Annotated in this window: 22 protein-coding genes; 8 read left to right on the forward strand and 14 right to left on the reverse strand. The window is 60.2% G+C overall.

The genetic code is table 11. The features are described 5' to 3' along the window. Positions 1-74 precede the first annotated feature (74 nt). From GIV35_RS22115 to GIV35_RS22125, 3 genes are all read left to right on the forward strand, one after another. Positions 75-1,325, forward strand: a complete 1,251-nt coding sequence (locus tag GIV35_RS22115) for an OprD family porin (RefSeq protein WP_105226069.1) — start codon at positions 75-77, stop codon at positions 1,323-1,325. Positions 1,326-1,407: 82 nt separating this feature from the next. After that, positions 1,408-2,307 (forward strand): polysaccharide deacetylase family protein, encoded by a 900-nt coding sequence (locus tag GIV35_RS22120; protein ID WP_200649446.1) that lies wholly within the window; start codon positions 1,408-1,410, stop codon positions 2,305-2,307. 471 nt (positions 2,308-2,778) lie between these two features. Beyond that, positions 2,779-4,440, forward strand: coding sequence for a M91 family zinc metallopeptidase (locus GIV35_RS22125; protein WP_105226067.1), 1,662 nt, complete (start codon positions 2,779-2,781; stop codon positions 4,438-4,440). An 18-nt stretch (positions 4,441-4,458) separates the two neighbouring features. Here the strand turns inward: GIV35_RS22125 and pcaC are convergent, their stop codons facing one another. The 11 genes from pcaC to pcaR all read right to left on the reverse strand — a co-directional run bounded on the left by pcaC (position 4,459) and on the right by pcaR (position 15,756). Next, a complete protein-coding gene (gene pcaC, locus GIV35_RS22130) occupies positions 4,459-4,857 on the reverse strand; it encodes a 4-carboxymuconolactone decarboxylase (RefSeq protein WP_034125971.1) in 399 nt (132 codons plus the stop codon). A 10-nt stretch (positions 4,858-4,867) separates the two neighbouring features. Next, positions 4,868-5,659 carry a 3-oxoadipate enol-lactonase gene (gene pcaD, locus GIV35_RS22135; protein ID WP_236265591.1) on the reverse strand — a complete coding sequence of 264 codons (792 nt, stop codon included), beginning with the start codon at positions 5,657-5,659 and terminating at the stop codon, positions 4,868-4,870. Between the two features lie 10 nt (positions 5,660-5,669). After that, complete coding sequence (locus tag GIV35_RS22140; protein WP_057975636.1) at positions 5,670-7,034, reverse strand: 3-carboxy-cis,cis-muconate cycloisomerase; 1,365 nt, start codon at positions 7,032-7,034, stop codon at positions 5,670-5,672. A 10-nt stretch (positions 7,035-7,044) separates the two neighbouring features. Beyond that, on the reverse strand, positions 7,045-8,340 hold the full coding sequence (locus tag GIV35_RS22145) for an MFS family transporter (protein WP_032893116.1): 1,296 nt from the start codon (positions 8,338-8,340) through the stop codon (positions 7,045-7,047). A gap of 189 nt (positions 8,341-8,529) precedes the next feature. Continuing rightward, complete coding sequence (gene pcaG, locus GIV35_RS22150; protein ID WP_073522586.1) at positions 8,530-9,096, reverse strand: protocatechuate 3,4-dioxygenase subunit alpha; 567 nt, start codon at positions 9,094-9,096, stop codon at positions 8,530-8,532. A gap of 1 nt (position 9,097) precedes the next feature. Further along, positions 9,098-9,802, reverse strand: coding sequence for a protocatechuate 3,4-dioxygenase subunit beta (gene pcaH, locus GIV35_RS22155; protein WP_019817832.1), 705 nt, complete (start codon positions 9,800-9,802; stop codon positions 9,098-9,100). A 21-nt stretch (positions 9,803-9,823) separates the two neighbouring features. Then, positions 9,824-11,026, reverse strand: coding sequence for a 3-oxoadipyl-CoA thiolase (gene pcaF, locus GIV35_RS22160; protein ID WP_177430949.1), 1,203 nt, complete (start codon positions 11,024-11,026; stop codon positions 9,824-9,826). Beyond that, the gene (locus GIV35_RS22165) at positions 11,023-11,802 is read right to left on the reverse strand and encodes a CoA-transferase subunit beta (protein WP_034125965.1); all 780 of its coding nucleotides are present in this window, start codon (positions 11,800-11,802) and stop codon (positions 11,023-11,025) included. Before GIV35_RS22165 ends, pcaF begins: the two co-directional genes overlap by 4 nt. Further along, positions 11,802-12,659: a CoA transferase subunit A gene (locus tag GIV35_RS22170; RefSeq protein WP_105226062.1), complete on the reverse strand. Its 858-nt coding sequence runs from the start codon at positions 12,657-12,659 to the stop codon at positions 11,802-11,804. The genes GIV35_RS22165 and GIV35_RS22170 overlap by 1 nt, the downstream gene beginning before the upstream one ends. Positions 12,660-13,428: 769 nt before the next feature. Beyond that, positions 13,429-14,769: an MFS transporter gene (locus GIV35_RS22175; protein WP_198714918.1), complete on the reverse strand. Its 1,341-nt coding sequence runs from the start codon at positions 14,767-14,769 to the stop codon at positions 13,429-13,431. Positions 14,770-14,913: 144 nt separating this feature from the next. Beyond that, the gene (gene pcaR / locus GIV35_RS22180) at positions 14,914-15,756 is read right to left on the reverse strand and encodes a pca regulon transcriptional regulator PcaR (protein ID WP_003189296.1); all 843 of its coding nucleotides are present in this window, start codon (positions 15,754-15,756) and stop codon (positions 14,914-14,916) included. A 561-nt stretch (positions 15,757-16,317) separates the two neighbouring features. On the opposite strand from pcaR, the gene GIV35_RS22185 reads away from it, so the two are divergent. After that, complete coding sequence (locus GIV35_RS22185; protein ID WP_003189295.1) at positions 16,318-16,518, forward strand: hypothetical protein; 201 nt, start codon at positions 16,318-16,320, stop codon at positions 16,516-16,518. Between the two features lie 315 nt (positions 16,519-16,833). Then, positions 16,834-18,309: an inorganic phosphate transporter gene (locus GIV35_RS22190; protein WP_003189291.1), complete on the forward strand. Its 1,476-nt coding sequence runs from the start codon at positions 16,834-16,836 to the stop codon at positions 18,307-18,309. Between the two features lie 257 nt (positions 18,310-18,566). On the opposite strand, the gene ccoM is transcribed toward GIV35_RS22190, so the two are convergent. Together ccoM and GIV35_RS22195 are read right to left on the reverse strand one after the other, a co-directional pair. Then, complete coding sequence (gene ccoM / locus GIV35_RS27370; RefSeq protein WP_019817835.1) at positions 18,567-18,683, reverse strand: cytochrome c oxidase subunit CcoM; 117 nt, start codon at positions 18,681-18,683, stop codon at positions 18,567-18,569. Between the two features lie 143 nt (positions 18,684-18,826). Beyond that, positions 18,827-18,988 (reverse strand): hypothetical protein, encoded by a 162-nt coding sequence (locus GIV35_RS22195; RefSeq protein ID WP_005785860.1) that lies wholly within the window; start codon positions 18,986-18,988, stop codon positions 18,827-18,829. A gap of 133 nt (positions 18,989-19,121) precedes the next feature. Here GIV35_RS22195 and GIV35_RS22200 point away from each other — a divergent pair, with 133 nt between their 5' ends. The 3 genes from GIV35_RS22200 to GIV35_RS22210 all read left to right on the forward strand — a co-directional run bounded on the left by GIV35_RS22200 (position 19,122) and on the right by GIV35_RS22210 (position 21,734). Next, a complete protein-coding gene (locus GIV35_RS22200; protein ID WP_198714919.1) occupies positions 19,122-19,994 on the forward strand; it encodes a LysR substrate-binding domain-containing protein in 873 nt (290 codons plus the stop codon). A 91-nt stretch (positions 19,995-20,085) separates the two neighbouring features. Next, positions 20,086-20,556, forward strand: a complete 471-nt coding sequence (locus GIV35_RS22205; protein WP_105226059.1) for a RidA family protein — start codon at positions 20,086-20,088, stop codon at positions 20,554-20,556. Continuing rightward, on the forward strand, positions 20,553-21,734 hold the full coding sequence (locus GIV35_RS22210; RefSeq protein WP_223024608.1) for an aminotransferase class V-fold PLP-dependent enzyme: 1,182 nt from the start codon (positions 20,553-20,555) through the stop codon (positions 21,732-21,734). The genes GIV35_RS22205 and GIV35_RS22210 overlap by 4 nt, the downstream gene beginning before the upstream one ends. Here GIV35_RS22210 and GIV35_RS22215 read toward each other — a convergent pair. Next, entirely contained in the window at positions 21,731-22,072 is a 342-nt protein-coding gene (locus tag GIV35_RS22215; protein WP_014717286.1) for a hypothetical protein, read from the reverse strand. The two genes, GIV35_RS22210 and GIV35_RS22215, sit on opposite strands and share 4 nt — an antisense overlap. Positions 22,073-22,187: the final 115 nt, after the last annotated feature.

Genomic DNA, 22,187 nt, shown 5'->3' on the forward strand with positions numbered 1-22,187 from the left:
CACTTTCATCGCCCCCGCACCGCCGCGCACCATGGCCGCCACCTGCATAAACCCAATAACAACAGGTTCACACCATGAGCACTTTCCAACCGCGCCAGCTGTTGCTGGCGGCTGCTGTCGCCAGTTCTGCCCTGCCCGTTCTCGCCCAGGATCACGGCTTTCTCGAAGACGCCAGCGCCAACCTCAACCTGCGTAACTTCTTCTTCAACCGCAACTTCACCAACCCGACCAAGGCCCAAGGCGGGGCGCAGGAGTGGACGCAAAGTTTCATTCTCGACGCCAAGTCCGGGTTCACCCAAGGCACAGTCGGTTTTGGTGTGGATGTGCTGGGTTTGTACTCGCTCAAGCTCGATGGCGGGCGTGGCACGGGCGGCACGCAGTTGCTGCCGCTGGACCATGACGGTCGGCCAGCCGATGAGTTTGGCCGGCTGGGCGTGGCATTCAAGGCGCGCTTTTCCAAGACCGAGCTGAAGGTGGGCGAATGGATGCCGGTGCTGCCGATCCTGCGTTCCGACGATGGCCGCTCCCTGCCACAGACCCTGCGTGGCGGGCAGATCACCTCGAAGGAAATCGACGGCCTGACCCTCTATGGCGGCCAATTCCGCGCCAATAGCCCGCGGGACGACGGCAGCATGAGCGACATGTCGATGTTCGGCAAAACCGCCTTCACCTCCGACCGTTTCAACTTCCAGGGCGCCGAATACGCGTTCAACGACAAACGCACCCAAGTCGGCGTGTGGAATGCCCAGCTCAAGGACATCTACAGCCAGCAGTTCGTCAATCTGATCCACAGCCAGCCTGTGGGCGACTGGACCCTGGGCGCCAACCTGGGCTTCTTCTACGGCAAGGACGACGGCAGCGCCCGCGCCGGCGACCTGGACAACAAAACCTGGTCCGGCTTGTTCTCGGCCAGGTACGGCGGCAACACCTTCTACGTCGGCCTGCAAAAACTCACCGGCGACAGTGCCTGGATGCGCGTCAACGGCACCAGCGGCGGCACCCTGGCCAACGACAGCTACAACTCCAGCTATGACAACGCGCAGGAGAAATCCTGGCAGGTTCGCCACGACTACAACTTCGCTGCCCTCGGCATACCGGGCCTGACCCTGATGAACCGCTATATCAGCGGCAGCAACGTGCACACCGGCACCATCACCGACGGCAAGGAGTGGGGCCGCGAGACCGAAGTAGGCTATACGGTGCAGAGCGGCACGCTGAAAAACCTCAACGTGCGCTGGCGCAATTCGAGCATGCGCAGGGACTACAGCAACAACGAGTTCGATGAAAATCGGTTGATCGTCAGCTATCCGATCAGTCTGCTGTAAACCGGCATAGCACTTACTGTATGGTGCGCGCCTGCCGCTGCTGATCCCCCCAGCAGCGGCCTTTACTCGGGCCCTGCACGGCATGAAATCCTTCGCTACAGCAATCGCTCTGTTTGCCCTGGCCTTGAGCCTGGGGGGCTGCATCAGCGCCCCCATCGCCCTGACGCCACAGACCGAACAACGCCTGCTGGCCCAGGCGCCGATCCGCTTTTTGCTGACCTTCGATGACGGCCCAAGCGCCTCGGGCTACAACAATCCGAGCCGTTCGGTAGTGGCGGACCTGGCCAACAACCCGGTGCTGCCGGGGATCAAGGCAGTGTTCTTCCTGCAGACCGAAGCCGCTCGCTCCGGCGGCAGTGCCCGGGGGCGCAAGACCATGGAACGCGAATTCGCCGCCGGCCATGTCCTGGCCTTTCACACCGCCACGGCGTTTCACACCAATCATCGCTGGCTGAACGACGCCACCCTGGAACACACCCTTACCGAAGGGGCTGCCGACATTGCCGCCATCACGGGCACGCGCCCCGTGCTGGTACGCCCCCCCTTCTGGAACTACGACAAGCGCACCTTCGCCGCCTACCAACGCCACGGCATGCACGTACTGCTGACGGACTTGAGTGCCAATGACGGCAAGATCTGGGGCTTCAACGCCAGCCCGCGTCGGCGGGCCAACCTGTATCGGCAACTGTCGGTGGTACGCGAACGCATCGCCTTGGGTGAACTACCGACAGTGGAGGGCGTGATTCCGGTAGTGGTGACCTTCCATGACATCAACCGCTACACCGCCAGGCATATGCAGGAGTATTTGCAGATCCTGATGGACAGCGCGCGGGTCAACGGTTTGAAGACCGCTGCCCAGCCGTTCTATGCCGACCACGCCGCGCTGGAACGCGCAGCGCTGGCCCGGACGGTCAAGGCTGTGAACGAGCCGGTGCATCTGCCGGGGGTGTGGAATTGGGTGTGGGATGCAGATACTCACTAAGAGGGAAAGTCGCACCGACCTATATATCTATTTGCAAAAATGATCATTCTAAAAACACTATAAAACTGTCATTTATATCAGCGCCCCCGCCAATACCGAGCTCATAGAGTTGTCGACGATCGTTGTCGTCAGCAGGCATTGGACGCCGCCGTCAATGCCATCGAACATCGGCTCATGTTGCGGGAGGGTGTGTACTTGGACATCAAGCGATGGGACGCCGCCAACACGGCTCGAGCACCTCCTTGATCTCGCTACGGGTCACACCCAACTGCAACGCGCAACCCTCGCCCGCTCGGTGAAAATTGCAAACGAAGCGGTACTTCTGCCGGGGGCTATGGCACTGGCTGTGGGGCGCCGACGCAAACTAAGCGTTCCGCAACAATTGGACTTATCGGTAGATACAGACATAAGGAACCAACCCTCAAAGCTCGCCAATAAAGAGGCACATAATCCTTCATCTACAGGTAACCCATGATCACTCAGTCCTCCTTCACCCAAATACCAACGGCTGCCCCGATACTTTCGTCGCCCTCACTTGCCTCTGGGCCTTCCAGCATTGCAACGGCGACTATTATTGACATTCCTGGTTTCAGCGACCCTCGCTACGACAAGTACCGTCGCCACAGGTTAAACGCATTCTCACGTCTTACACCAGACCAACTCGCAGACAAAGAAAAATACATCAACTCTGAAACATTACGACACGACAAGAATGTAAAAATAACTCATGAGGTAACCATCAATAGCCCGGATCGAAAGCCTGCCACTATCGCAGACAGCCACTTGGTAATTGAAACAGGTAACACCCATGACCGCATCAGAATAAAAAAAGGACCCGGCGAAAGTTTAACTGTACTCATCAATGAAATACCCTACCAACTAAATAACATGGCGTTCATAAATACCCCAATCTTCTGCTTGCGGATCAAAACAAACGGGGGCGACGACTGTGTGCTTGTCGACTCGGATGTTGAATTCCCTGTCGATATCGACTTAGGGGAAGGCAATGATTACGCCCGGGCGGGTTCAGGATACACCCTCATGCGCGGAGGGTCAGGCAACGACACGCTTAAACTCGGCAGAGGCGATGGTAAAGCATTCGGAGGGGACGGCGACGATCTGATGATCGCCGGTACCGGTCATGGCATGCTCAGAGGCAATAATGGCAATGACCGCATGCAAGCTGGCGAGGGCGTTGAAGGACGAGTTTTGTACATGGACGGGGGGGAGGGTCACGACTTTATGATTGTCACAAAAAACACCCTTGATAACCCGACTATTTTGCACGGAGGTAAAGGCGAAAACCTCATCGTCACTCACGGCAAGGCGACCGTATATACCGGTCGCGATAAAAACATTGTTCGCACGCACAGTGACGACACCGTAATCTACGCCAAACCAACGGATGAAGTTCATCGTACGTCGGGCTCGACATTGACTCACACCGCCTACAAGGAACTGGGACACAGCGGGTATCTTGTTGACGGCTCTCAAGATTTCGTACAAAACGTAAACGACGATATTGACCTATTACGCCTCTCGCCGGTAGGCAAGCAGATGTTAGCTGAGGGTGACTCGGCAGCAAAACGTAATGATGCCCCTACGCTAATTAAAGAAACCGCCGACGAAAACGCTTATTACTACTACAACAATTCAAAACTAAAAAAACACTTTTCCACAAACAGGCCTAAGGACTTAGAATCTAAAGACCATTCGAGAGGGCAAGACTTCGGGGGCATTTTAATAACAGACGACTTAGTAGGATTAACACCGTCCGACTACGGAAAAATTATTTCCAACCAACCCGGGGACGTCGCGAACGCAGGCGAAATACATTACAACCCCTCCTTTTCCATGTTTGATGGAAGTGGTCCCATTGTGGCTCTGTACCATGAGATGGCTCATGCGTATAACGGAGCCAACGGCACCGTGCTACCCGGGAGAACAAATCGGGAGCATAAGCCCCTCGGGGAACGCGATGAAGAACACCAAGCGGTTGGATTACCCACCGACGCACGGCCGTTCAACTTCATCAACAGTCCATTTGCGAAACCCACCACAACCAACCCGAAGCCGTTCACTGAAAATACACTCAGAGAAGAATTCCAACTGCCACTCAGAGAGGATTATTAGAAAAAGGGCCAGCGCCTATCAGGCTGAACCTCGGGACTCAACCCCCAACTCATCCCACACTGACTCAGCCAAATGAAACGTCGCATTCGCCGCCGGGATCCCACAGTAAATCGCACTCTGCATCAGCACTTCCTTGATCTCGGCGCGGGTCACGCCGTTGCTGGCGGCGGCACGCAGGTGCAGCTTCAGTTCTTCACTGCGGTTCATGCCGATCAGCATCGCGATGGTGATCAGGCTGCGGGTATGCCGAGGCAGGCCGGGGCGGGTCCAGATGTCACCCCAGGCGTGGCGGGTGATCATTTCCTGGAACTCGCTGTTGAACTCAGTCAGGGCATTGAGGCTGCGGTCGACATGGGCATCGCCCAGTACTTCGCGGCGCACCTGCAGGCCCTCGGCGTAACGTTGTTTTTCGTCCACAAATAGCTCCTCAGCGGGCCAGCAGAAATTCGATCACCCGGTCGCTGAAAGCAGCACCGGCCTGCACGTTGGACAGGTGCGCCGCATAGAACTCGGCATACTCGGCACCCTGCACATGGTTCTGGATAAAGTGGCCGCCGGCTGGCGGCGTCACTGCGTCTTCGGTGCCGGCAATCACCAGGGTCGGCACCTTGATCGAGGACAATTGCTCACGAAAATCCGCATCGCGCACAGCGCCGCAGTTGGCGGCATACCCCTCGGGTGACGTGGCCGCGAGCATGTCAGTGATCTGCTTGGCCTGGTGCGGGTTGGCGGCGGCGAAATCCGCGGTGAACCAGCGCGCAATCGACGCATCGCGCAGCGCCACCATCGCGGCTGCGCCATCACGCAGGACCATTTCGATACGCGGGTTCCACACCTCGGGCGTGCCGATCTTGGCCGCGGTATTACACACCACCAGCCGTTGCAGGCGCTCGCCGGCATGAATGCCCAGCCATTGGCCGATCAAGCCGCCCATGGACAGTCCGCAAAAAAGCGCCTTCTGGATATCCAGCGCATCCAGCAGCGCGATCACGTCTCGGCCCAGTTGCTCGATGCTGTAAGGCCCCTCGGTCACCAGGGATTGGCCGTGGCCACGGGTGTCGAATCGCAGCACACGAAAATGCTCGGTAAAAGCCGGTATCTGGATGTCCCACATATGCAGGTCGGTACCCAAGGAATTGGACAGCACCAATACCGGTGCGTCGGCGGGCCCCTCGAGTTGGTAATGCAGTTCGCCCTCGGCGAGTTGTACAAAAGCCACAGCGGTCTCCTCAGGCAGTCAAAGCAAAATGTTCGGTCACCGCACGCGTGACCCAGGTAGACGCCTGGCCCAGGTAGTGGGCAGGGTCGAGCAGGCGATCCAGTTCAGCCGCCGACAGCTCGGCGGTGACGTGCGGCTCATCCGCCAGTACCGCGCGCAAATGGCGCTGCTCGGCGACCGCACGTTTGCAGCACTGCTCCAGCAAATGGTGCGCGGTGTCGCGGCCCAAGCGCTGGGCGAGCACGATACTTACCGCTTCGGCCAGTACCAGGCCTTGGGTCAGGTCGAGGTTCTGTGCCATGCGTTCGGCATTCACCTCCAGCCCTTCACTGACCAGAATTGCCTGATGCAAGGCACCGGATACCAGGCGGCAAATTTCCGGCAAGGTTTCCCATTCGGCATGCCACAAGCCCAGGCTGCGTTCGTGTTCCTGGGGCATGGCGCTGAACATTGTCGCCACCAGGCCGGGTACGCGGGTGGCTGCGCTGATCAGCACGGCGGCGCCCACCGGGTTACGCTTGTGCGGCATGGTGGACGAACCGCCCTTGCCCGGCGCCGAAGGCTCGAACACCTCCGCCGCTTCGGTCTGCATCAACAGGCTGATATCGCGGCCCAACTTGCCGAGGCTACCGGCGATCAGACCGAGCAGGCTGGCAAACTCCACCAGGCGGTCACGCTGGGTGTGCCAGGGTTGCTCCGGCAAGCCCAGTTGCAACTCGGCGGCCAAGGCCTCGGCCACAGGCATGGCGTGTTCGCCGAGGGCCGCCAAAGTGCCCGACGCGCCGCCAAATTGCAGCACCAACAGGCGCGGTTTCAACTCGGCCAGGCGCTGGCGACTGCGCGTCACCGCGCCCAGCCAACCGGCGATTTTCATCCCCAGGGTGACCGGCGTCGCGTGCTGCAACCAAGTACGCCCGGCCAACGGCACGGTGGCGTAACGCTGAGCCTGGGCGGCCAACACCTCCCCCAGGCGAGCCAGGTCGGCCTCGATCAACTCCACCCCACGGCGCAGTTGCAGCACCAGGCCGGTGTCCATCACATCCTGACTGGTTGCGCCCAGGTGTACATAACGCTCGGCGTCGGCGTCCTCACTGGCGATCAACTTGCCCAACGCCTTCACCAGTGGAATCGCAGAGTTGCCCGCCGTGGCAATCGCGCTGCCAAGGGCATCCACGTCATACAGCGACGCCAGGCACGCCTGGGCAATCGGTGCGACGGCGGCCTGGGGAATCAACCCTACCTGGGCCTGCGCCCGAGCCAGCGCGGCTTCGAAATCCAGCATGCCCTGCAAGCGCCCCTGGTCACAGAACACCTCGGCCATGCTGTCAGCAGTGAAATAAGCGTCGAACAGTTGATTGCTCGTGCGCAACGTCATAACTCATCCCTTACAGATCGTGATGCAGGTACGCCGCCTGTTTCGGCAGGCGCAAGCTGAACAGGAAGGCCACCGCCATCATCGCGGTGACGTACCAATAAAAGGTGTTTTCCATGCCGATGGATTTGAGGCTCAGCGCGACCACTTCTGCCGAACCGCCAAACACCGCGTTAGCCACCGCATAGGCCAGGCCCACGCCCAAGGCACGCACCTGCGGCGGAAACATCTCCGCTTTGACCAGGCCGCTGATGGAGGTGTAGAAGCTGACAATCGCCAAGGCCAGGGTGATCAGCACAAATGCCAAAAACGGGCTGGTCACGGTTTTCAAAGTCAGCAGGATCGGCACTGTGAACAACGTGCCAAGGCCGGCAAACCAGAGCATCGAATTACGCCGGCCGATCTTGTCGGCCAACATGCCGAACAGCGGCTGCATGCACATGTACAGGAACAGCGCGCCGGTCATGATGTAGCTCGACGTCTTGGCGTGCATGCCGACGGTGTTCACCAGGTACTTCTGCATGTAGGTGGTGAAGGTATAGAAAATCAGCGAGCCGCCGGCGGTGTAGCCCAGCACCGTAATGAAGGCTTTGCCGTGGTCGCGAAACAGCGCGACGATACTGCCGGCGTCCTTGTCTTCACGCATTTCCTTGCTGGTGGTTTCTTTCAGGGTGCGACGCAGCAGCAGGGAGATCACGGCGGCTATGGCGCCGATCACAAACGGGATGCGCCAGCCCCAGGCACGCAATTCTTCTTCGGTGAGGATCTGTTGCAGGATCACCACCACCAGCACCGCCAGCAACTGGCCGCCGATCAGGGTCACGTACTGGAACGAAGCAAAGAAGCCACGCTGGCCCTTGAGCGCGACTTCACTCATGTAGGTGGCCGTGGTGCCGTATTCACCGCCCACCGACAAGCCCTGGAACAGTCGTGCCACTAACAGCAGCGCCGGGGCCCAGGCACCGATGTCGTTATAAGTGGGCAGGAAGGCGATGACCAGGGAGCCGCCGCACATCATCAGCACCGAGATCATCATCGAGTTCTTGCGCCCGTGCTTGTCGGCCACCCGGCCAAACAACCAGCCACCGATCGGTCGCATCAGGAACCCCGCGGCAAACACACCGGCGGTGTTGAGCAACTGCACCGTGGGGTCGTCCGAGGGGAAAAACGCCGGGGCAAAATAAATCGCGCAGAAGGCATAGACGTAGAAGTCGAACCATTCGACCAGGTTGCCGGAGGACGCACCGACAATCGCAAAGATCCGTTTGCTGCGTTCTTCTCCGGTGTAGTGGCTGGTTTTTGTTGTCATGTTTTTTTCTCAGTGGGAACGGTTATAGCCTAGACATACTTTGCAACAACCCTGTTCCGCAAGCAGACTTTTGGATAGGTGGAGCCTGAGAGGGCCTCATCGCGGGCAAGCCCGGCTCCCACATTTTGTGTTGTGAACACATTCAAAGGTGGGAGCTGGCTTGCCTGCGATGGGGCCCCTACCGCCAACTCAATAGTCGAAGAACACCGTTTCCTTATCTGTCCCCTGCAAAATCACATTCCACTGATATACCCCTGCCGCATCCGCCTGGGCAATCAAGGTGCCACGACGTTCTGCCGGCACACACGCCAGCAACGGGTCATCGCCGTTCAAGGCCTCACCGTCAAAATAAATCCGCGTCAGCAAGTGCTTCACCAACCCACGGGCAAACACCAGCACCACCAAATGCGGCGCCTGGGTGGTGCCCTTGAGCCCCGGCACACTGCCCGGCTTGATGGTGGTAAAACGAAAACGCCCTTCGGCATCCACCGGCACGCGGCCGAAACCTTCGAAGTTCGGGTCTAGCGCTTTGTCCTGCTCGTCTTCGGGGTGAGCATATTTGCCGGCGGCGTTGGCCTGCCAGACTTCCAGCATGGCGTCGTTGACGACATCACCGTTGCCGTCCACCACTTGCCCGCTGATCGCCACGCGTTCGCCAAGGGTGGCGGTGACGGTCAGGTCTTCACGGTTCAGCCAGGTCAGGCCAATGTGGTAATACGGCCCGACGGTGTGGGACGTGGTCGCGTTGAGTGTCATCTCATTTCTCCATCGGCGTGGCGTCGCGGCCGCGCAGGACGATGTCCCAGCGGTAGCCGAGGGCATAGGAAGGAATGGTTTTTTCCAGGTCGAAGCTAGCGATCAAGCGTTGCTTGGCGCTGGTATCCGGCACGCAGTTGTAGATCGGGTCGTACTCCAGCAACGGGTCACCCGGGAAATACATTTGCGTCACCAGGCGCGTCAGTACGCTGGGGCCAAACAGCGAAAAGTGGATATGCGCCGGGCGCCAGGCGTTGTGGTGGTTGCCCCACGGGTAGGCGCCGGGCTTGATGGTCTGGAACTGGTACCAGCCATCGGCGTCGGTGACGGTGCGCCCGGTGCCGGTGAAGTTCGGGTCCAGGGGGGCATCGTGCAGGTCGCGCTTGTGGTTGTAGCGGCCGGCAGCATTGGCCTGCCAGATCTCCACGAGGATGCCCGGCACTGGCAGGCCGTTTTCGTCCAGCACACGGCCATGAATGATGATGCGCTCGCCTTGCGGCTCGCCCTCATGCTGGGCTGTCAGGTCGTTGTCCTTCTCATTGATACGTTCGGCGCCGATGGTCGGGCCGGTGATTTCCGACAAGGAATGGGGCAGGAACACCAAAGGCTGGGACGGCGAACGCAGGTTCGTCGACTGGTAGGCCGGGTGCAGGTAATCAGGTTGAGTGCCCGCTTGCGGGCGCCGGTAACCGGGCTTGTCACTCATGGAGCAATCCTCTTTTATTGATCAGACGCGTTCAATCGCCAGGGCCAAGCCTTGGCCGACGCCCACGCACATGGTCGCCAGGCCTTTGCTGCCGCCGGTTTTTTCCAATTGGTGCAGGGCCGTCAGTACCAACCGCGCACCACTCATCCCCAAGGGGTGGCCGAGGGCAATGGCGCCGCCGTTGGGGTTGACCTGGGGCGCATCGTCCGCAATACCCAGCTCGCGCAGCACCGCCAGGCCTTGGCTGGCGAAGGCTTCGTTAAGTTCGATCACATCAAAGTCGGTGACCGCCAACCCCAGGCGCTCCACCAGTTTGCGCACCGCCGGCACCGGGCCGATGCCCATCACGCGCGGGGCGACACCGGCACTGGCCATGCCCAGCACACGGGCGCGGGCGGTGAGGCCGTGTTGCTTGACGGCCTCGGCGCTGGCGAGGATCAGCGCGGCGGCGCCATCGTTGACGCCCGAGGCATTGCCAGCAGTGACGGTCTTGTCCGCGCCGTTGACCGGCTTGAGCTTGGCCAGGGCTTCCAACGTGGTGTCCCGTGGGTGTTCATCGTGTTCCACCAGGGTTTCGCCTTTTTTATGGGCGACCCGCACCGGAACGATTTCCTCGGCAAAGAACCCGGCGGCCTGGGCAGCGGCGGTGCGTTGCTGGCTGCGCAGGGCGAAAGCGTCCTGGTCGGCGCGGGAAACCTGATAGTCATCGGCCACGTTATCGGCCGTCTGCGGCATGGCATCCACGCCGTACTGGGCCTTCATCAGCGGGTTGATAAAGCGCCAGCCAATGGTGGTGTCTTCCAACTTCATGTTGCGCGAGAACGCCGCGTCGGCTTTGCCCATCACAAACGGAGCGCGGGACATCGATTCGACGCCACCGGCAATCGCCAGCTCCATTTCACCACTGGCAATCGCACGAAAAGCGGTGCCGATAGCATCCATGCCCGAGGCGCACAAGCGGTTGAGGGTCACTCCAGGAATACTTTCCGGCAGCCCCGCCAGCAGCAACGCCATGCGTGCCACGTTGCGGTTATCTTCACCGGCCTGGTTGGCGCAGCCGAGGAAGACTTCGTCTACGGCGCTCCAGTCCACCGACGGGTTGCGCTCGATCAGCGCCTTGATCGGCAGCGCCGCCAGGTCGTCGGCACGCACCGTGGACAGGCCACCGCCGAAACGGCCGATAGGTGTGCGAATGGCATCACAGATAAAAACCTCGCGCATCAGGCTTCTCCCGGTGCTTGGCCGTGGGCAGCCGCGGTGCGCGCTTCGAGGTCACGCAGGGCGGTCAGTTCGGTCTCGGTGGGTTCAGCGGTGGTGCTCACCTGGTCGGCAAAGCGAATCGCCCAGCCGGTGGCGGCGATCACTTGCTCGCGGGTCACGCCCGGATGCAGCGCAGTGACCACGAACTCATGGCTGCCCTCCTCCGGCTCCATGATGCACAGGTCGGTAATGATGCCCACCGGGCCGGCGCCGGGCAGGCCCAGACGCTTGCGTGAGTCGCCACCTTCGCCGTGACCGACGGAGGTGATGAAGTCCAGTTTGTCCACAAACGAACGGGACGATTGCTTAAGGATGATCAACACGCTCTTGGCCGAACCTGCGATTTCCGGCGCACCACCGGCACCCGGCAAACGCACTTTGGGCTGGTGATAATCACCGACCACGGTGGTGTTGATATTGCCGAAACGGTCGACCTGGGCCGCACCGAGAAAGCCGACATCAATGCGCCCGCCCTGCAACCAGTAGCGAAAGATCTCACCGGTGGGCACCACGGTGTCGGCGGTCTCCGCCAACTCGCCATCACCGATGGACAGCGGCAACACGCTGGGCTTGGCCCCAATCGGGCCCGACTCGTAGATCAGCACCACATCCGGCGAAGACGTCAGACGCGCCAGGTTGGCCGCCTTGGATGGCAGGCCGATGCCGACGAAGCACACCGAGCCGTTCTTGAGGCGGCGTGCGGCGGCGACGGTCATCATTTCATTGGTGGAGTAAGCCATTACTTAGCCTCCTGCGCGGCGGCCAGCTTGGCCTGGAATTCACTGAAGTCGGCAGTGCCGTGGATGTATTCGTCGATCCAGGCGGTAAAAGTGCCACGGTCGCGGGCAATCGGGTCCCACGCCTGGTAGAAGCGGTTATCCCGCTCGTTGTAGCCGTGCGCGTAGGACGGATGGGCACCACCGGGTACGTGACACACCGCCGTCAGCGCCCAGGTCGGCAGCACGCAGCTGTTCATCGGCGCATTCAGGTCGTCGACGATTTCCTCGACGGTGACGATGCAGCGCTTGGCCGCCAGGGCCGCTTCCTTCTGCACCCCGAGAATGCCCCAGAGCAGCACGTTGCCTTTGCGGTCGGCTTTCTGCGCATGAATCACGGTAATGTCCGGACGCACCGACGGCACCGCCGCCAGCACTTCGCCGGTGAAGGGACAGGTGACGGTCTTGATCAGCGGGTTGACCTTGGGCAAGTCGGAACCGGCGTAGGCACGCAACACCGCGAACGGCAGGCCGGAGGCACCGGCAACGTAGGCATTGGCCAGGTCGGCGTGGCTGTGTTCTTCGATCTCCAGCGCTTGCGGCCATTGTTTCTCTACCGCGTCGCGCAGCCGATGCAGGGAACCCACGCCCGGGTTGCCGCCCCAGGAAAAAATCAACTTGCGCGCACAGCCGGCACCGATCAACTGGTCGTAGATCAGGTCAGGCGTCATGCGCACCAGCGTCAGGTCTTTCTTGCCCTGACGAATGATTTCATGGCCCGCGGCCGTAGGGATCAGGTGGGTGAAGCCTTCGAGGGCGACGGTATCGCCGTCGTTCACGAAGCACTTGACCGCATCACGCAGGGTGAGGATTTCAGCCATGGGGTTGGGCTCCCGGTGTTGATCGAAAAAGGCGCTGAGGTGGCGCCGAAGTGCTTGAAGATTAAGCCGGGGAAATGGGCCGAACAATCCGATAATCGACTGAGTGTTCGATTATCGAACCGATTGTTGCTTAACTAACCATCATAAGGAACAGGGTCAATGTGGGAGCTGGCTTGCCTGCGATGGCCATAGGTATCTACACAACTTCGGCACGACGCTAAATCTGTGGCGAGGGAGCTTGCTCCCGTGACGACCTGGCAGCCGACACAGATATAACTGATGCCCCGCGATCCAATGTGGGAGCTGGCTTGCCTGCGAAGACGGCCTGACAGTCAACACAGTTGGACCGTGCACATATCCATTCCTGCGGTAACGGCCCCTTAGGGTTCCGCCCTGACGGCGGCTCACTTTCGAAAAGCGCGAAAGTAAGCAAAGCGCTCTTGCCCCACCACTCGGCACCTCGCTTAGGCTCGGTGTGCCCGTAATCCGCCAGTGATTTGGGGGGTCGCCGCCACGCGCCATCCATGGCGCGGGGCGGCTAAACCGGCATCCCTGCCGGTTTACCCCCCAAATCCCTGTCGAATTCCGGCCAGCGTGGTTTAACGGGGCGCCTAAGATCAAAAGCAGATCAAGATCAAGAGCGGCTCGCTTCGCATCGTGGTTACCGTTGAGCTAACAGAGTTATGTAGATACCTATGCTGCGATGGCGCGAGTGGATTCAGCACCGCTATCGCAGGCAAGCCAGCTTCCACAGGGGTAGTGATCGGTTTCAGGTGGCATCGGCATGGCTGACCATGCCCTTGATCACCACCGCTGCCGTGGCCAATGCCGCCGGAATCACCAGTGCTGTAAGCACCTGCTCGAAGTTCCAGCCCAGGCCCAGCAAAGTAGCGCCCATCCACGCCCCCAGGATCGCGCCGAAGCGGCCGATGCCGAGCATCCACGACACCCCGGTGGCACGGCCTTGGGTGGGGTAGAAACGCGCCGCCAGCGACGGCATTGCCGATTGCGCACCGTTGACGCACATCCCGGCGACCAGCACCAGGGTGGCCAACAGCGTGATGTTGCCCAGGCTCTGCCCCACCGCGTAGGCAAACACCCCGGCCAGCAGATAGAAAGTGCCGATCACTTTGTGCGGGTTGAACCGGTCCATCGCCCAGCCCACGCCCACCGCGCTCAATACCCCACCAAACTGGAACAGCGCGCCGATAAACGCGGCCTGCTCCATGCTCGCGCCGCTGTCACGCATCAAAGTGGGGAGCCAACTGGTCAGCAGGTAAACAATCACCAGGCCCATGAAGTACGTGAGCCACAACAGCAAGGTGCCAGCGCTGTAGGTGCCCGAGAAAATCACTGCGAACACATTGCGGGCCTTGACGGTTTTTTGCTCCGGTACGCTGAAGTGAGTGGCCTGGGCAACGATGTCTGGCTCGATGGGGGCAAGGGTCTTGCGTACCTTGTCGGTGCCGCGATTGCGTACCACCAGGTAGCGGGCAGACTCCGGCAGCCACACCAACAGCACCACCGCCAGGATCAACGGCAAGATGCCGCCTATCAGCAACAGGCTGTGCCAGCCGAACGCGGGAATCAGCTTGGCCGAAATAAACCCACCACCGGCCATGCCGAGGTTGAAGCCACAGAACATGCTGGTCACCAACAAGGATTTATGCCGCTCGGGTGTGTATTCAGACAACAAGGTGGTGGCATTCGGCATGCCGGCGCCCAGGCCCAGGCCGGTGAGAAAGCGCAGCACCAGCAACTGGTCGACATTGGTGCTGTAGGCCGACGCCAGGCTGAACGCACCAAACACCAACACAGCGCCGACCAGCACGACTTTGCGGCCAAAGCGGTCGGCCAGAGGGCCGGAACCGAGTGCGCCAAACACCATGCCGATCAACGCGGCGCTCATCACCGGGCCGAGGCTGGCGCGGTCGATGCCCCAGTCCTGGGACAGTGCCGGCGCGATAAAGCCCATGGCGGCTGTATCGAGGCCGTCGAGAAAGACAATCAGGAAACACAGGATCACCACGCGCCACTGATAGCGCGAAAGTGGCTGGGTGTTGATAAAGGACTGTACGTCCAGGGTGGTACCGACAGAAGGCTGATTCATTATTTTTATTCCACACCGATGGCGGGCTGACGACCTGGGCCGTCATTCTTATTGGGCAGCTCCTCAGAGCGCTGCCGCACATTAATAAGCCAAGGGAAACACCGTCAATCGAGCCCGCCGGGATCTGTGCGGTCACCGAACAGCTTAGGCAAACAGTTGCGCACTCAGCTCACGGCTGGCGCTGAGCATGCTCGGTAGAAAGCGCTGCTCCAACTCACTGCGGCTGACCCGACCGGCGTGGGTGCTGACATTCAGCGCGGCCAATACCTGGCCGGACGCGTCATACACCGGCACCGCGATGGAGCGCAGGCCCTGCTCCAGTTCCTGGTCGACAATGCACCAGCCTTGCTGACGCACCTGTTGCAGGCATTCGAATAACGCTTGCGGTGTTGTCAGGGTGCGGCTGGTCTTGGTTTGCAGGTCGGCATGGTCGAGATAATCCTGCAGCGAGGCATCGTCGAGGGCGGCCAGCAGAATGCGGCCCATGGACGTGCAATACGCAGGCAGGCGCCCGCCCACCGACAGGTCAACCGAGATCAGGCGCTGGGTGGTGGCGGAACGAGCGATATAGAGGATGTCATCGCCTTCCAGGGTAGCCATGTTGCAGGCTTCATGGAGCTGCTCGCTCATGCGGTCCAGGTAAGGCTGTGCCGAAACGGCCAGCGGTGTGGACGACAGATAGGCGTGACCGAGGGTCAGCACCTTGGGCAACAGAGAGTAGGTGCGCCCATCCGTGGTGGCGTAGCCGAGCTTGATCAAGGTGTGCAGGCAACGGCGCACGGCGGCGCGGGGAATTTCGGTGCGGTGACTGATCTGGGCGATGGTCAGGTGACGTTTGCGCTCTTGGAACGCCTGCACCACGGCCAGGCCACGGGCCAGGGACGTCATGAAATCCGGATCACCGGTGAATGCCTGGATGCGCTTGGCCGGTGAAGCCACGATCGGCGGCGCCACTGATGCAAAGGAGTTGCGCAATTGATCGTTCATTTCAACGGGCCTTCTCTTGTTATCACCACGGGAGGGTTGGCGGCTATTACAAGCCGTGCCGGCCGCCCTGCACAAGTCAACGCCGGTAACATTGGGCGATTATCGGACAACCATGCGATTATCGCAATTTGGCCGGCATGGGTGCAGATCCCGCAGATCACGTTCGAGATTTAGCTGATGTCGCCGAAAAGTGTAGGCATTTACCCTTCTATCAGTATGAATACAGATATGAAGATGACGCTGTTCACAAATACGTCGGCGATATGTAACAAAACCCAAGCACGCCGTTGACGCTTTTTAACTTCATGATGATAGTGTTCTTCAAATGCGCCGCTATAATGCAACCTGTGCAGAGGTCAGCCCGGTATCACTATCGGGAGGGGAGCTCACCAGGCATTGCAGGCTGCAGGCAACGCCGGTCACAAGTACTCGCTTAAAAGAACGGCCCTCAGGCCCGTATACCAACTTGAACGGTTCGACTGTTCTATTTGGAATCGCCCCGAGCACGACTTTCAGGCATGACACTGCGCAATCAATAACTCAACTCAATTAGGTAATACTGTGACGAAAGATGAACTGCGCGCGGAACTTGAGCGCCAGGAGCAACGTTACAAGGACGTCTACGGCGGGGAAGTCACCACCTACGCCGCGCAACCTGAGCCGGAACGCAAACCATGGCGCAAACGAGCCAGCCTGCTGGATCAGGCATTTGCCCAGGAAATCCAAAAAATCGAGCAGGAACTCAAGACCGAGGAGCCCTGAGCACTTCGGTCGAGTTCAGCGCCTTGCAGTCGCTGCCGGTCAAGCACTGGTTCAGCGGCCGCTGGTCAGTAACCTACAGCCACCCACGAAATTTCATACAAATGTTTCAAGCATGGCATTTTCATGACAAAAGTCCGCCTCCTGCGGCCTGCGCTTTATAAATCAAAGACTTGCCAAAGCCCCGAAAACCCTGGGATACGTGTGTCTTGCCGGTTTTTTTTCCAGGAAGATTGTTACCGATGAGCAGCTAATGCATCGATTACTGATGTTTTCTGGCATAATCGCGCCCCCTTACGACCGGGTCAGAAAACCTTCATGATCGATTTATTCAGCGGACTGGATGCTTGGGTTCTCGTGAGCCTGTTGCTCGCCCTGGCCTTTGTCCTCGCCTTCGAGTTCATCAATGGCTTTCATGACACCGCTAACGCGGTGGCCACAGTCATCTATACCAAAGCCATGCCGCCACACCTGGCCGTGTTCTTCTCCGGGGTGTTCAATTTCCTCGGGGTATTGCTCGGTGGTGTCGGTGTCGCCTACGCCATCGTGCACTTGCTGCCGGTGGAGTTGCTGATCAATGTGAATACCGGCCATGGCTTGGCAATGGTCTTCTCGTTGTTGGCGGCGGCGATCACCTGGAACCTGGGCACTTGGTACTTCGGTATCCCCGCCTCCAGCTCCCACACCCTGATCGGCTCGATCCTCGGTGTCGGCCTGGCCAATGCATTGATCAACGACATCCCCCTGGCTGACGGTGTGAACTGGCAGAAGGCCGTGGATATCGGCGCCTCCCTGGTGTTCTCGCCGATGGCGGGCTTCCTGGTCGCCGCCCTGGTGCTGATCGGCCTGAAGTGGTGGCGCCCGCTGTCTAAGATGCACAAGACCCCCGACCAGCGCCGCAAGCTCGACGACAAGAAGCACCCGCCGTTCTGGAACCGCCTGGTCCTGGTGATTTCGGCCATGGCTGTAAGCTTCGTGCACGGCTCCAACGATGGCCAGAAAGGCATCGGCCTGATCATGCTGGTACTGATTGGTATCGTGCCGGCGCAGTTCGTATTGGACCTGGGCAGCACCACTTACCAGATCGAACGTACCCGCGACGCCACCCTGCACTTGAACCAGTTCTACCAGCGCAACCACGAGACCCTCGGTGAGTTCCTGGCCCTGGGCAAAAGCGTGAAGGATGACCTGCCGGGCAAGTTCCGCTGCAACCCGCAGCAGACCGAACCGACGATCAACGCGCTGCTGGGCACCCTCAAGGGCGTCTCGGACTACCACTCGCTGACGGCCGACCACCGCATCGAAGTGCGTCGCTACCTGCTTTGCCTGGATGACACCGCGAAAAAGGTCGGCAAGCTGCCAGGCCTGGACTCCCGTGAGAAGTCAGACCTCGACAAGCTGCGCAAAGACCTGACCGCCACCACCGAGTACGCCCCGTTCTGGGTGATTCTCGCGGTCGCACTGGCCCTGGGCCTGGGCACCATGGTGGGCTGGAAGCGCGTGGTACTGACCATCGGTGAGAAGATCGGCAAGCAAGGCATGACCTATGCCCAGGGCATGTCGGCGCAAATCACCACGGCCACCATGATCGGCTTTGCCAATATCTTCGCCCTGCCAGTGTCCACCACCCACGTCCTGTCTTCTGGCGTGGCGGGCACCATGGTTGCCAACAAAAGCGGCCTGCAAGGTGGCACCGTCAAGACCATCCTGATGGCTTGGGTATTGACCTTGCCAGCGACTGTAGGCCTCTCGGCCGGTTTGTTCTGGTTGGCGTCCAAGGCTTTGGGCAACTGATAGCCAGCCGGCAATAAAAAAGGTGCGATCCGCGAGGGTCGCACCTTTTTTTATTCAAGTTAATTGATGGCAGAAGGTAAAGATGTGGGAGCTGGCTTGCCTGCGATCGCGGTGGGTCAGCTCATATATTTATCAACTTTTACTGCGCTATCGCAGGCAAGCCAGCTCCCACAAGTGGACTGCGGTGCGCTTTGCCAAAAAAAAGGGCGACCGAAGTCGCCCAAAATGCCTTGCGTGCTCATGTAACCCGGAAAGACTTAAGGTTTTTTACGCTTGTTCGCGTCTTTCCAGATAAAAAATCCAAACCCTACAAAAAACAGCACCATGAGGCTAACAGTCAGCACTCCGGCGAAAACCACATTATCGAAAAACATGACCGGCCTCCTGCACTTGCCCTGTTGCGATAGGGCTAAGTTAATGGAGAAGGCGCAGTGGGAAATTGACCAGGATCAATGTCGCCCACAACGGGGCGTAAAGAAGGGGAATAACTGACCTGCATCAATGGATGCAGGGCGTTTCAACGCTTTTTCGGCTTGTTCTTGGACTTTTTCTTGGGCTTGCCCAAGGGCATGGCTTGTTCAAAGGCTTGGCGCACTTCATTCAAGCGTTTGTCATTGAGGTCGTGCACGCGCTTGGCACGTTCGGCGTTCAGGTCGATCAGCTTGTCGTCATCACTCATGGCTTGGCTTACGTCGTGGCGGAAATGCCTCAATAATGCGGCCTGCCCCGCCCGACGGCAATTAAGCGGGCGACAAAATGCAGGCCATCGACCAAAATCGGCACTTTCTACCCTGCCCAGGAGGCGCATCCAGGTGGCCTTGCACAACGACCTTCCACCGCTGCTGGCCCTGCGCGCCTTCGAGGCCGTGGCGCGGCACTTGAGTTTTATCAAGGCGGCCAATGAGTTGTCGGTGACCCAAAGCGCGCTGAGCCACCAGGTACATAAGCTCGAACACCACCTGGGCAAACCGTTGTTTATCCGGCGAACCCGTGCGATTGACCTGACGTTGGCCGGGCAAGATTACTACGCGCAAATCCGCCCTGCCCTGGACGCCATCGCCGCTGCGACGCGCAACCAACGGGGTGCGCCCAGCGCCAGTGTGTTGCGTATCGGCTTGCTGGCATCCTTTGCCACGTTATGGCTGGCGCCGCGCCTGGCCGAGTTTCTACGGTGCTACCCGCATATCCAGGTGGAGTTGCTGCCCGCCATTCAACTGGCCAACGTCGCCACGGCCGAGGTTGACCTGGCCATCCGCTACGGCAAGGGCGACTGGCCCGAGGTGCGCGCCACACGCCTGATGGCCGAAACCCTGTCACCGGTATGCAGCCCTGGGTTCAAAGCCAGGCAGATCGCCAGTGGCGCGCTGTTGATGGCGACCTCCCACCGCCCTTTCGAGTGGACCGATTGGTCGGCCCATTACCAGGTCAACCTTGATCACCACCCCCGCGTGATGCTGCATGACTACAACATCGTGGTCGAAGCGACCGTGGCCGGCCAGGGGATCGCCATGGGCCGCCATCGCCTGATCGAACGCAGGCTCCAGGACGGCAGCCTGGTAGAGGCCTTTGACTGGCCGCCCTATCACAGCGATATCGGCTATTGGCTGATCGCACCTCAGCGCCCGCTCAGTGAGGCGGCTGAGTGCTTCAGCCAGTGGTTGAAGCAGGCGTGTGCCGACGCGTGAGGCTTTTCGATACGTCGGTTGAGATCTATCCGTTTGTCGCCCCTCGCCACCGCCAACATGCTGGAACCTTCTGACACCAGAGGATTTCACCATGACCGATTCCATCCGCCAGCGCGTACACGCCCTCGGCCTGACACTGCCCACGCCCAGCCAACCCGCTGCCAACTACGTCAATCATGTGATCAGCCAACACCAGCTGTTCATCTCGGGACAAATTCCCATGACCGATGGCAAACCTGCCTACCTTGGCCGGCTGGGCGATTTTCTCAGCGATGAAGATGGCGCCCAAGCGGCGGAATTGGCGGCGCTGGGCCTGCTGGGGCAATTGAGCGACGCGTTGGGCGATGACCTGTCGCGGGTGGTGCGCATCCTGCGCCTGGGCGTGTTCATTGCCAGCAGCGCCGACTTCCAGCGCCAAAGCCTGGTCGCCAATGGCGCTTCGAACCTGCTGGTCAATGCCCTCGGCGACAAGGGCCGGCACGTGCGCACCGCCGTAGGGGTCTGCAGTCTGCCGGCTGGTGTCGCCGTGGAAGTGGACGCCATTTTCGAGCTGCAGCCATGAGCCCGCTGCAAGTGCAGAACTTGCGAGAAGCCACGCCCGGTTGCCAGTCCGGCATCGTGCACTTCAACCACGCCGGGGCGTCCTTGCCCAGCCAGGCGACGCTCGACGCCATCATCGAACAGCTGCAACGCGAAGCCCGCGACGGCCCGATGGAGGCAGGAGAACAGGGTGCCGTCTTAGTGGAAAAGGCCCGCCGAGCCGCCGGGCAACTGCTCAATGCGCCCGCCTCATCGATTGCCTTCGCCAGCAGTGGCTCGACGGCCTGGAGCATGGCCTTCCAGGCGCTGGGGCCATGGCAGCCGGGCGATCGTATTCTAGTGGGGCGCCACGAATGGGGCGCTAACCTGGCGAGCATGGAACTGGCCGTTCAAGCCGGGGCGCGGGTGGACGTCATCCCGTGCGATGCCAGCGGCGCGGCCTGCCCGGTGGCGTTGGAGGCGATGCTGGATGCCAAGGTGAAGCTGATCGACCTCACCTGGCTGCCGGCCAACGGTGGCTTGATCAACCCGGCCCAGGCCATCGGCGATGTGGCCAGGCGGCATACCATTCCCTACTTCATCGACGCGGGCCAAGCCGTCGGCCAGGTGCCGGTGAATGTGCAAGCGTTGCAGTGCGATGTGCTCAAGTCCGCCGGCCGCAAACACCTGCGCGGGCCTCGCGGTACCGCGCTGCTGTATATCAGGCCGGATTTTCTACCACATCTGAACCCGGCCCAACGCGACGTGTTTTCAGCACCCTGGACCGCCGAGGGCTTCGACCTGCGCAACGACGCCCGGCGCTTTGAAACCAGCGAAGTCTCTTTCGCCCTGCTGGCCGGCCTGGGCAATGCGTTGCACGAGATCAATCAACTGGGGATTGAGCAAGTATGGCAAAGGGTCTCGAAGACCAGCGCGCGAATCCGCGAGGCACTGCGTCAGATACCGGGAATTACCTTGCATGACTTAGGCAGAACGCATTCAGGCTTGATCGCGTTCAACCTGGCCGGCTGGGACAGCTTTGAACTCAAGCAACGCCTGGCCTGCAAGCGCATCAACATCGGCGCCAATGGCGTGGCCTACACCCCGCTGGATATGCAAGCACGTGGGTTGAACAGCATTGCGCGCATCTCCGTCAGCCCGCTCAACACCGATGACGAGATTGAGTTACTGGTGAAGGCCCTGCGCGAACTGAACGATTAAACCTCGATATCCACCCACAGGCCCTGGCGCGGCGCGTCTTCGATCAGCGGCGCCACGGGCACGGTGTTGTCAGCGTTGAGCAAGTCGCCGGGAATCGGCAAATGCTGCTCCGCGTCGTCGTCGGCTTCACGCCGGCGTTTCTGCTGCTCCTGCTGGCGACGCTGCTCTTCGCGCAGCAGAAAGGTCGATTGCTCGGCATCGCCTTTTTTCAGGTCGATCGTGCTCTCGTTGGAGCCCGGTTGAACGGGCACCACCGGCGGAATATCCGGTTTCTGGCGTGCCGGGTCGAGTTGCGACGTGACCGGCACAACACTGACGGGCAGCATGGGTGGCAGCATGATAATTATTCTCCTGATCAACAGGCTGTCGGCGGGTGGCAGGGCGACTTGAGCACCCGCGTGCCAAGCTGTGACTCAGTCGACACTCTCAAGTGCCCGCCACCCGTCGATTCAA

The organism is Pseudomonas sp. PA-1-6B (genome assembly GCF_021609545.1).
Classification (GTDB): Bacteria; Pseudomonadota; Gammaproteobacteria; order Pseudomonadales; family Pseudomonadaceae; genus Aquipseudomonas; species Aquipseudomonas fluorescens_BV.

What these genes read in the sequence shown, in the direction of transcription:
- GIV35_RS22115 (WP_105226069.1), top strand. Translation starts at nt 75, where the DNA reads ATGAGCACTTTCCAACCGCGCCAGCTGTTGCTGGCGGCTGCTGTCGCC.
- GIV35_RS22120 (WP_200649446.1), top strand. Translation starts at nt 1,408, where the DNA reads ATGAAATCCTTCGCTACAGCAATCGCTCTGTTTGCCCTGGCCTTGAGC.
- GIV35_RS22125 (WP_105226067.1), top strand. Translation starts at nt 2,779, where the DNA reads ATGATCACTCAGTCCTCCTTCACCCAAATACCAACGGCTGCCCCGATA.
- GIV35_RS22140 (WP_057975636.1), bottom strand. Translation starts at nt 7,034, where the DNA reads ATGACGTTGCGCACGAGCAATCAACTGTTCGACGCTTATTTCACTGCT.
- GIV35_RS22145 (WP_032893116.1), bottom strand. Translation starts at nt 8,340, where the DNA reads ATGACAACAAAAACCAGCCACTACACCGGAGAAGAACGCAGCAAACGG.
- pcaG (WP_073522586.1), bottom strand. Translation starts at nt 9,096, where the DNA reads ATGACACTCAACGCGACCACGTCCCACACCGTCGGGCCGTATTACCAC.
- pcaH (WP_019817832.1), bottom strand. Translation starts at nt 9,802, where the DNA reads ATGAGTGACAAGCCCGGTTACCGGCGCCCGCAAGCGGGCACTCAACCT.
- GIV35_RS22165 (WP_034125965.1), bottom strand. Translation starts at nt 11,802, where the DNA reads ATGGCTTACTCCACCAATGAAATGATGACCGTCGCCGCCGCACGCCGC.
- GIV35_RS22170 (WP_105226062.1), bottom strand. Translation starts at nt 12,659, where the DNA reads ATGGCTGAAATCCTCACCCTGCGTGATGCGGTCAAGTGCTTCGTGAAC.
- GIV35_RS22175 (WP_198714918.1), bottom strand. Translation starts at nt 14,769, where the DNA reads ATGAATCAGCCTTCTGTCGGTACCACCCTGGACGTACAGTCCTTTATC.
- pcaR (WP_003189296.1), bottom strand. Translation starts at nt 15,756, where the DNA reads ATGAACGATCAATTGCGCAACTCCTTTGCATCAGTGGCGCCGCCGATC.
- GIV35_RS22190 (WP_003189291.1), top strand. Translation starts at nt 16,834, where the DNA reads ATGATCGATTTATTCAGCGGACTGGATGCTTGGGTTCTCGTGAGCCTG.
- ccoM (WP_019817835.1), bottom strand. Translation starts at nt 18,683, where the DNA reads ATGTTTTTCGATAATGTGGTTTTCGCCGGAGTGCTGACTGTTAGCCTC.
- GIV35_RS22195 (WP_005785860.1), bottom strand. Translation starts at nt 18,988, where the DNA reads ATGAGTGATGACGACAAGCTGATCGACCTGAACGCCGAACGTGCCAAG.
- GIV35_RS22205 (WP_105226059.1), top strand. Translation starts at nt 20,086, where the DNA reads ATGACCGATTCCATCCGCCAGCGCGTACACGCCCTCGGCCTGACACTG.
- GIV35_RS22210 (WP_223024608.1), top strand. Translation starts at nt 20,553, where the DNA reads ATGAGCCCGCTGCAAGTGCAGAACTTGCGAGAAGCCACGCCCGGTTGC.
- GIV35_RS22215 (WP_014717286.1), bottom strand. Translation starts at nt 22,072, where the DNA reads ATGCTGCCACCCATGCTGCCCGTCAGTGTTGTGCCGGTCACGTCGCAA.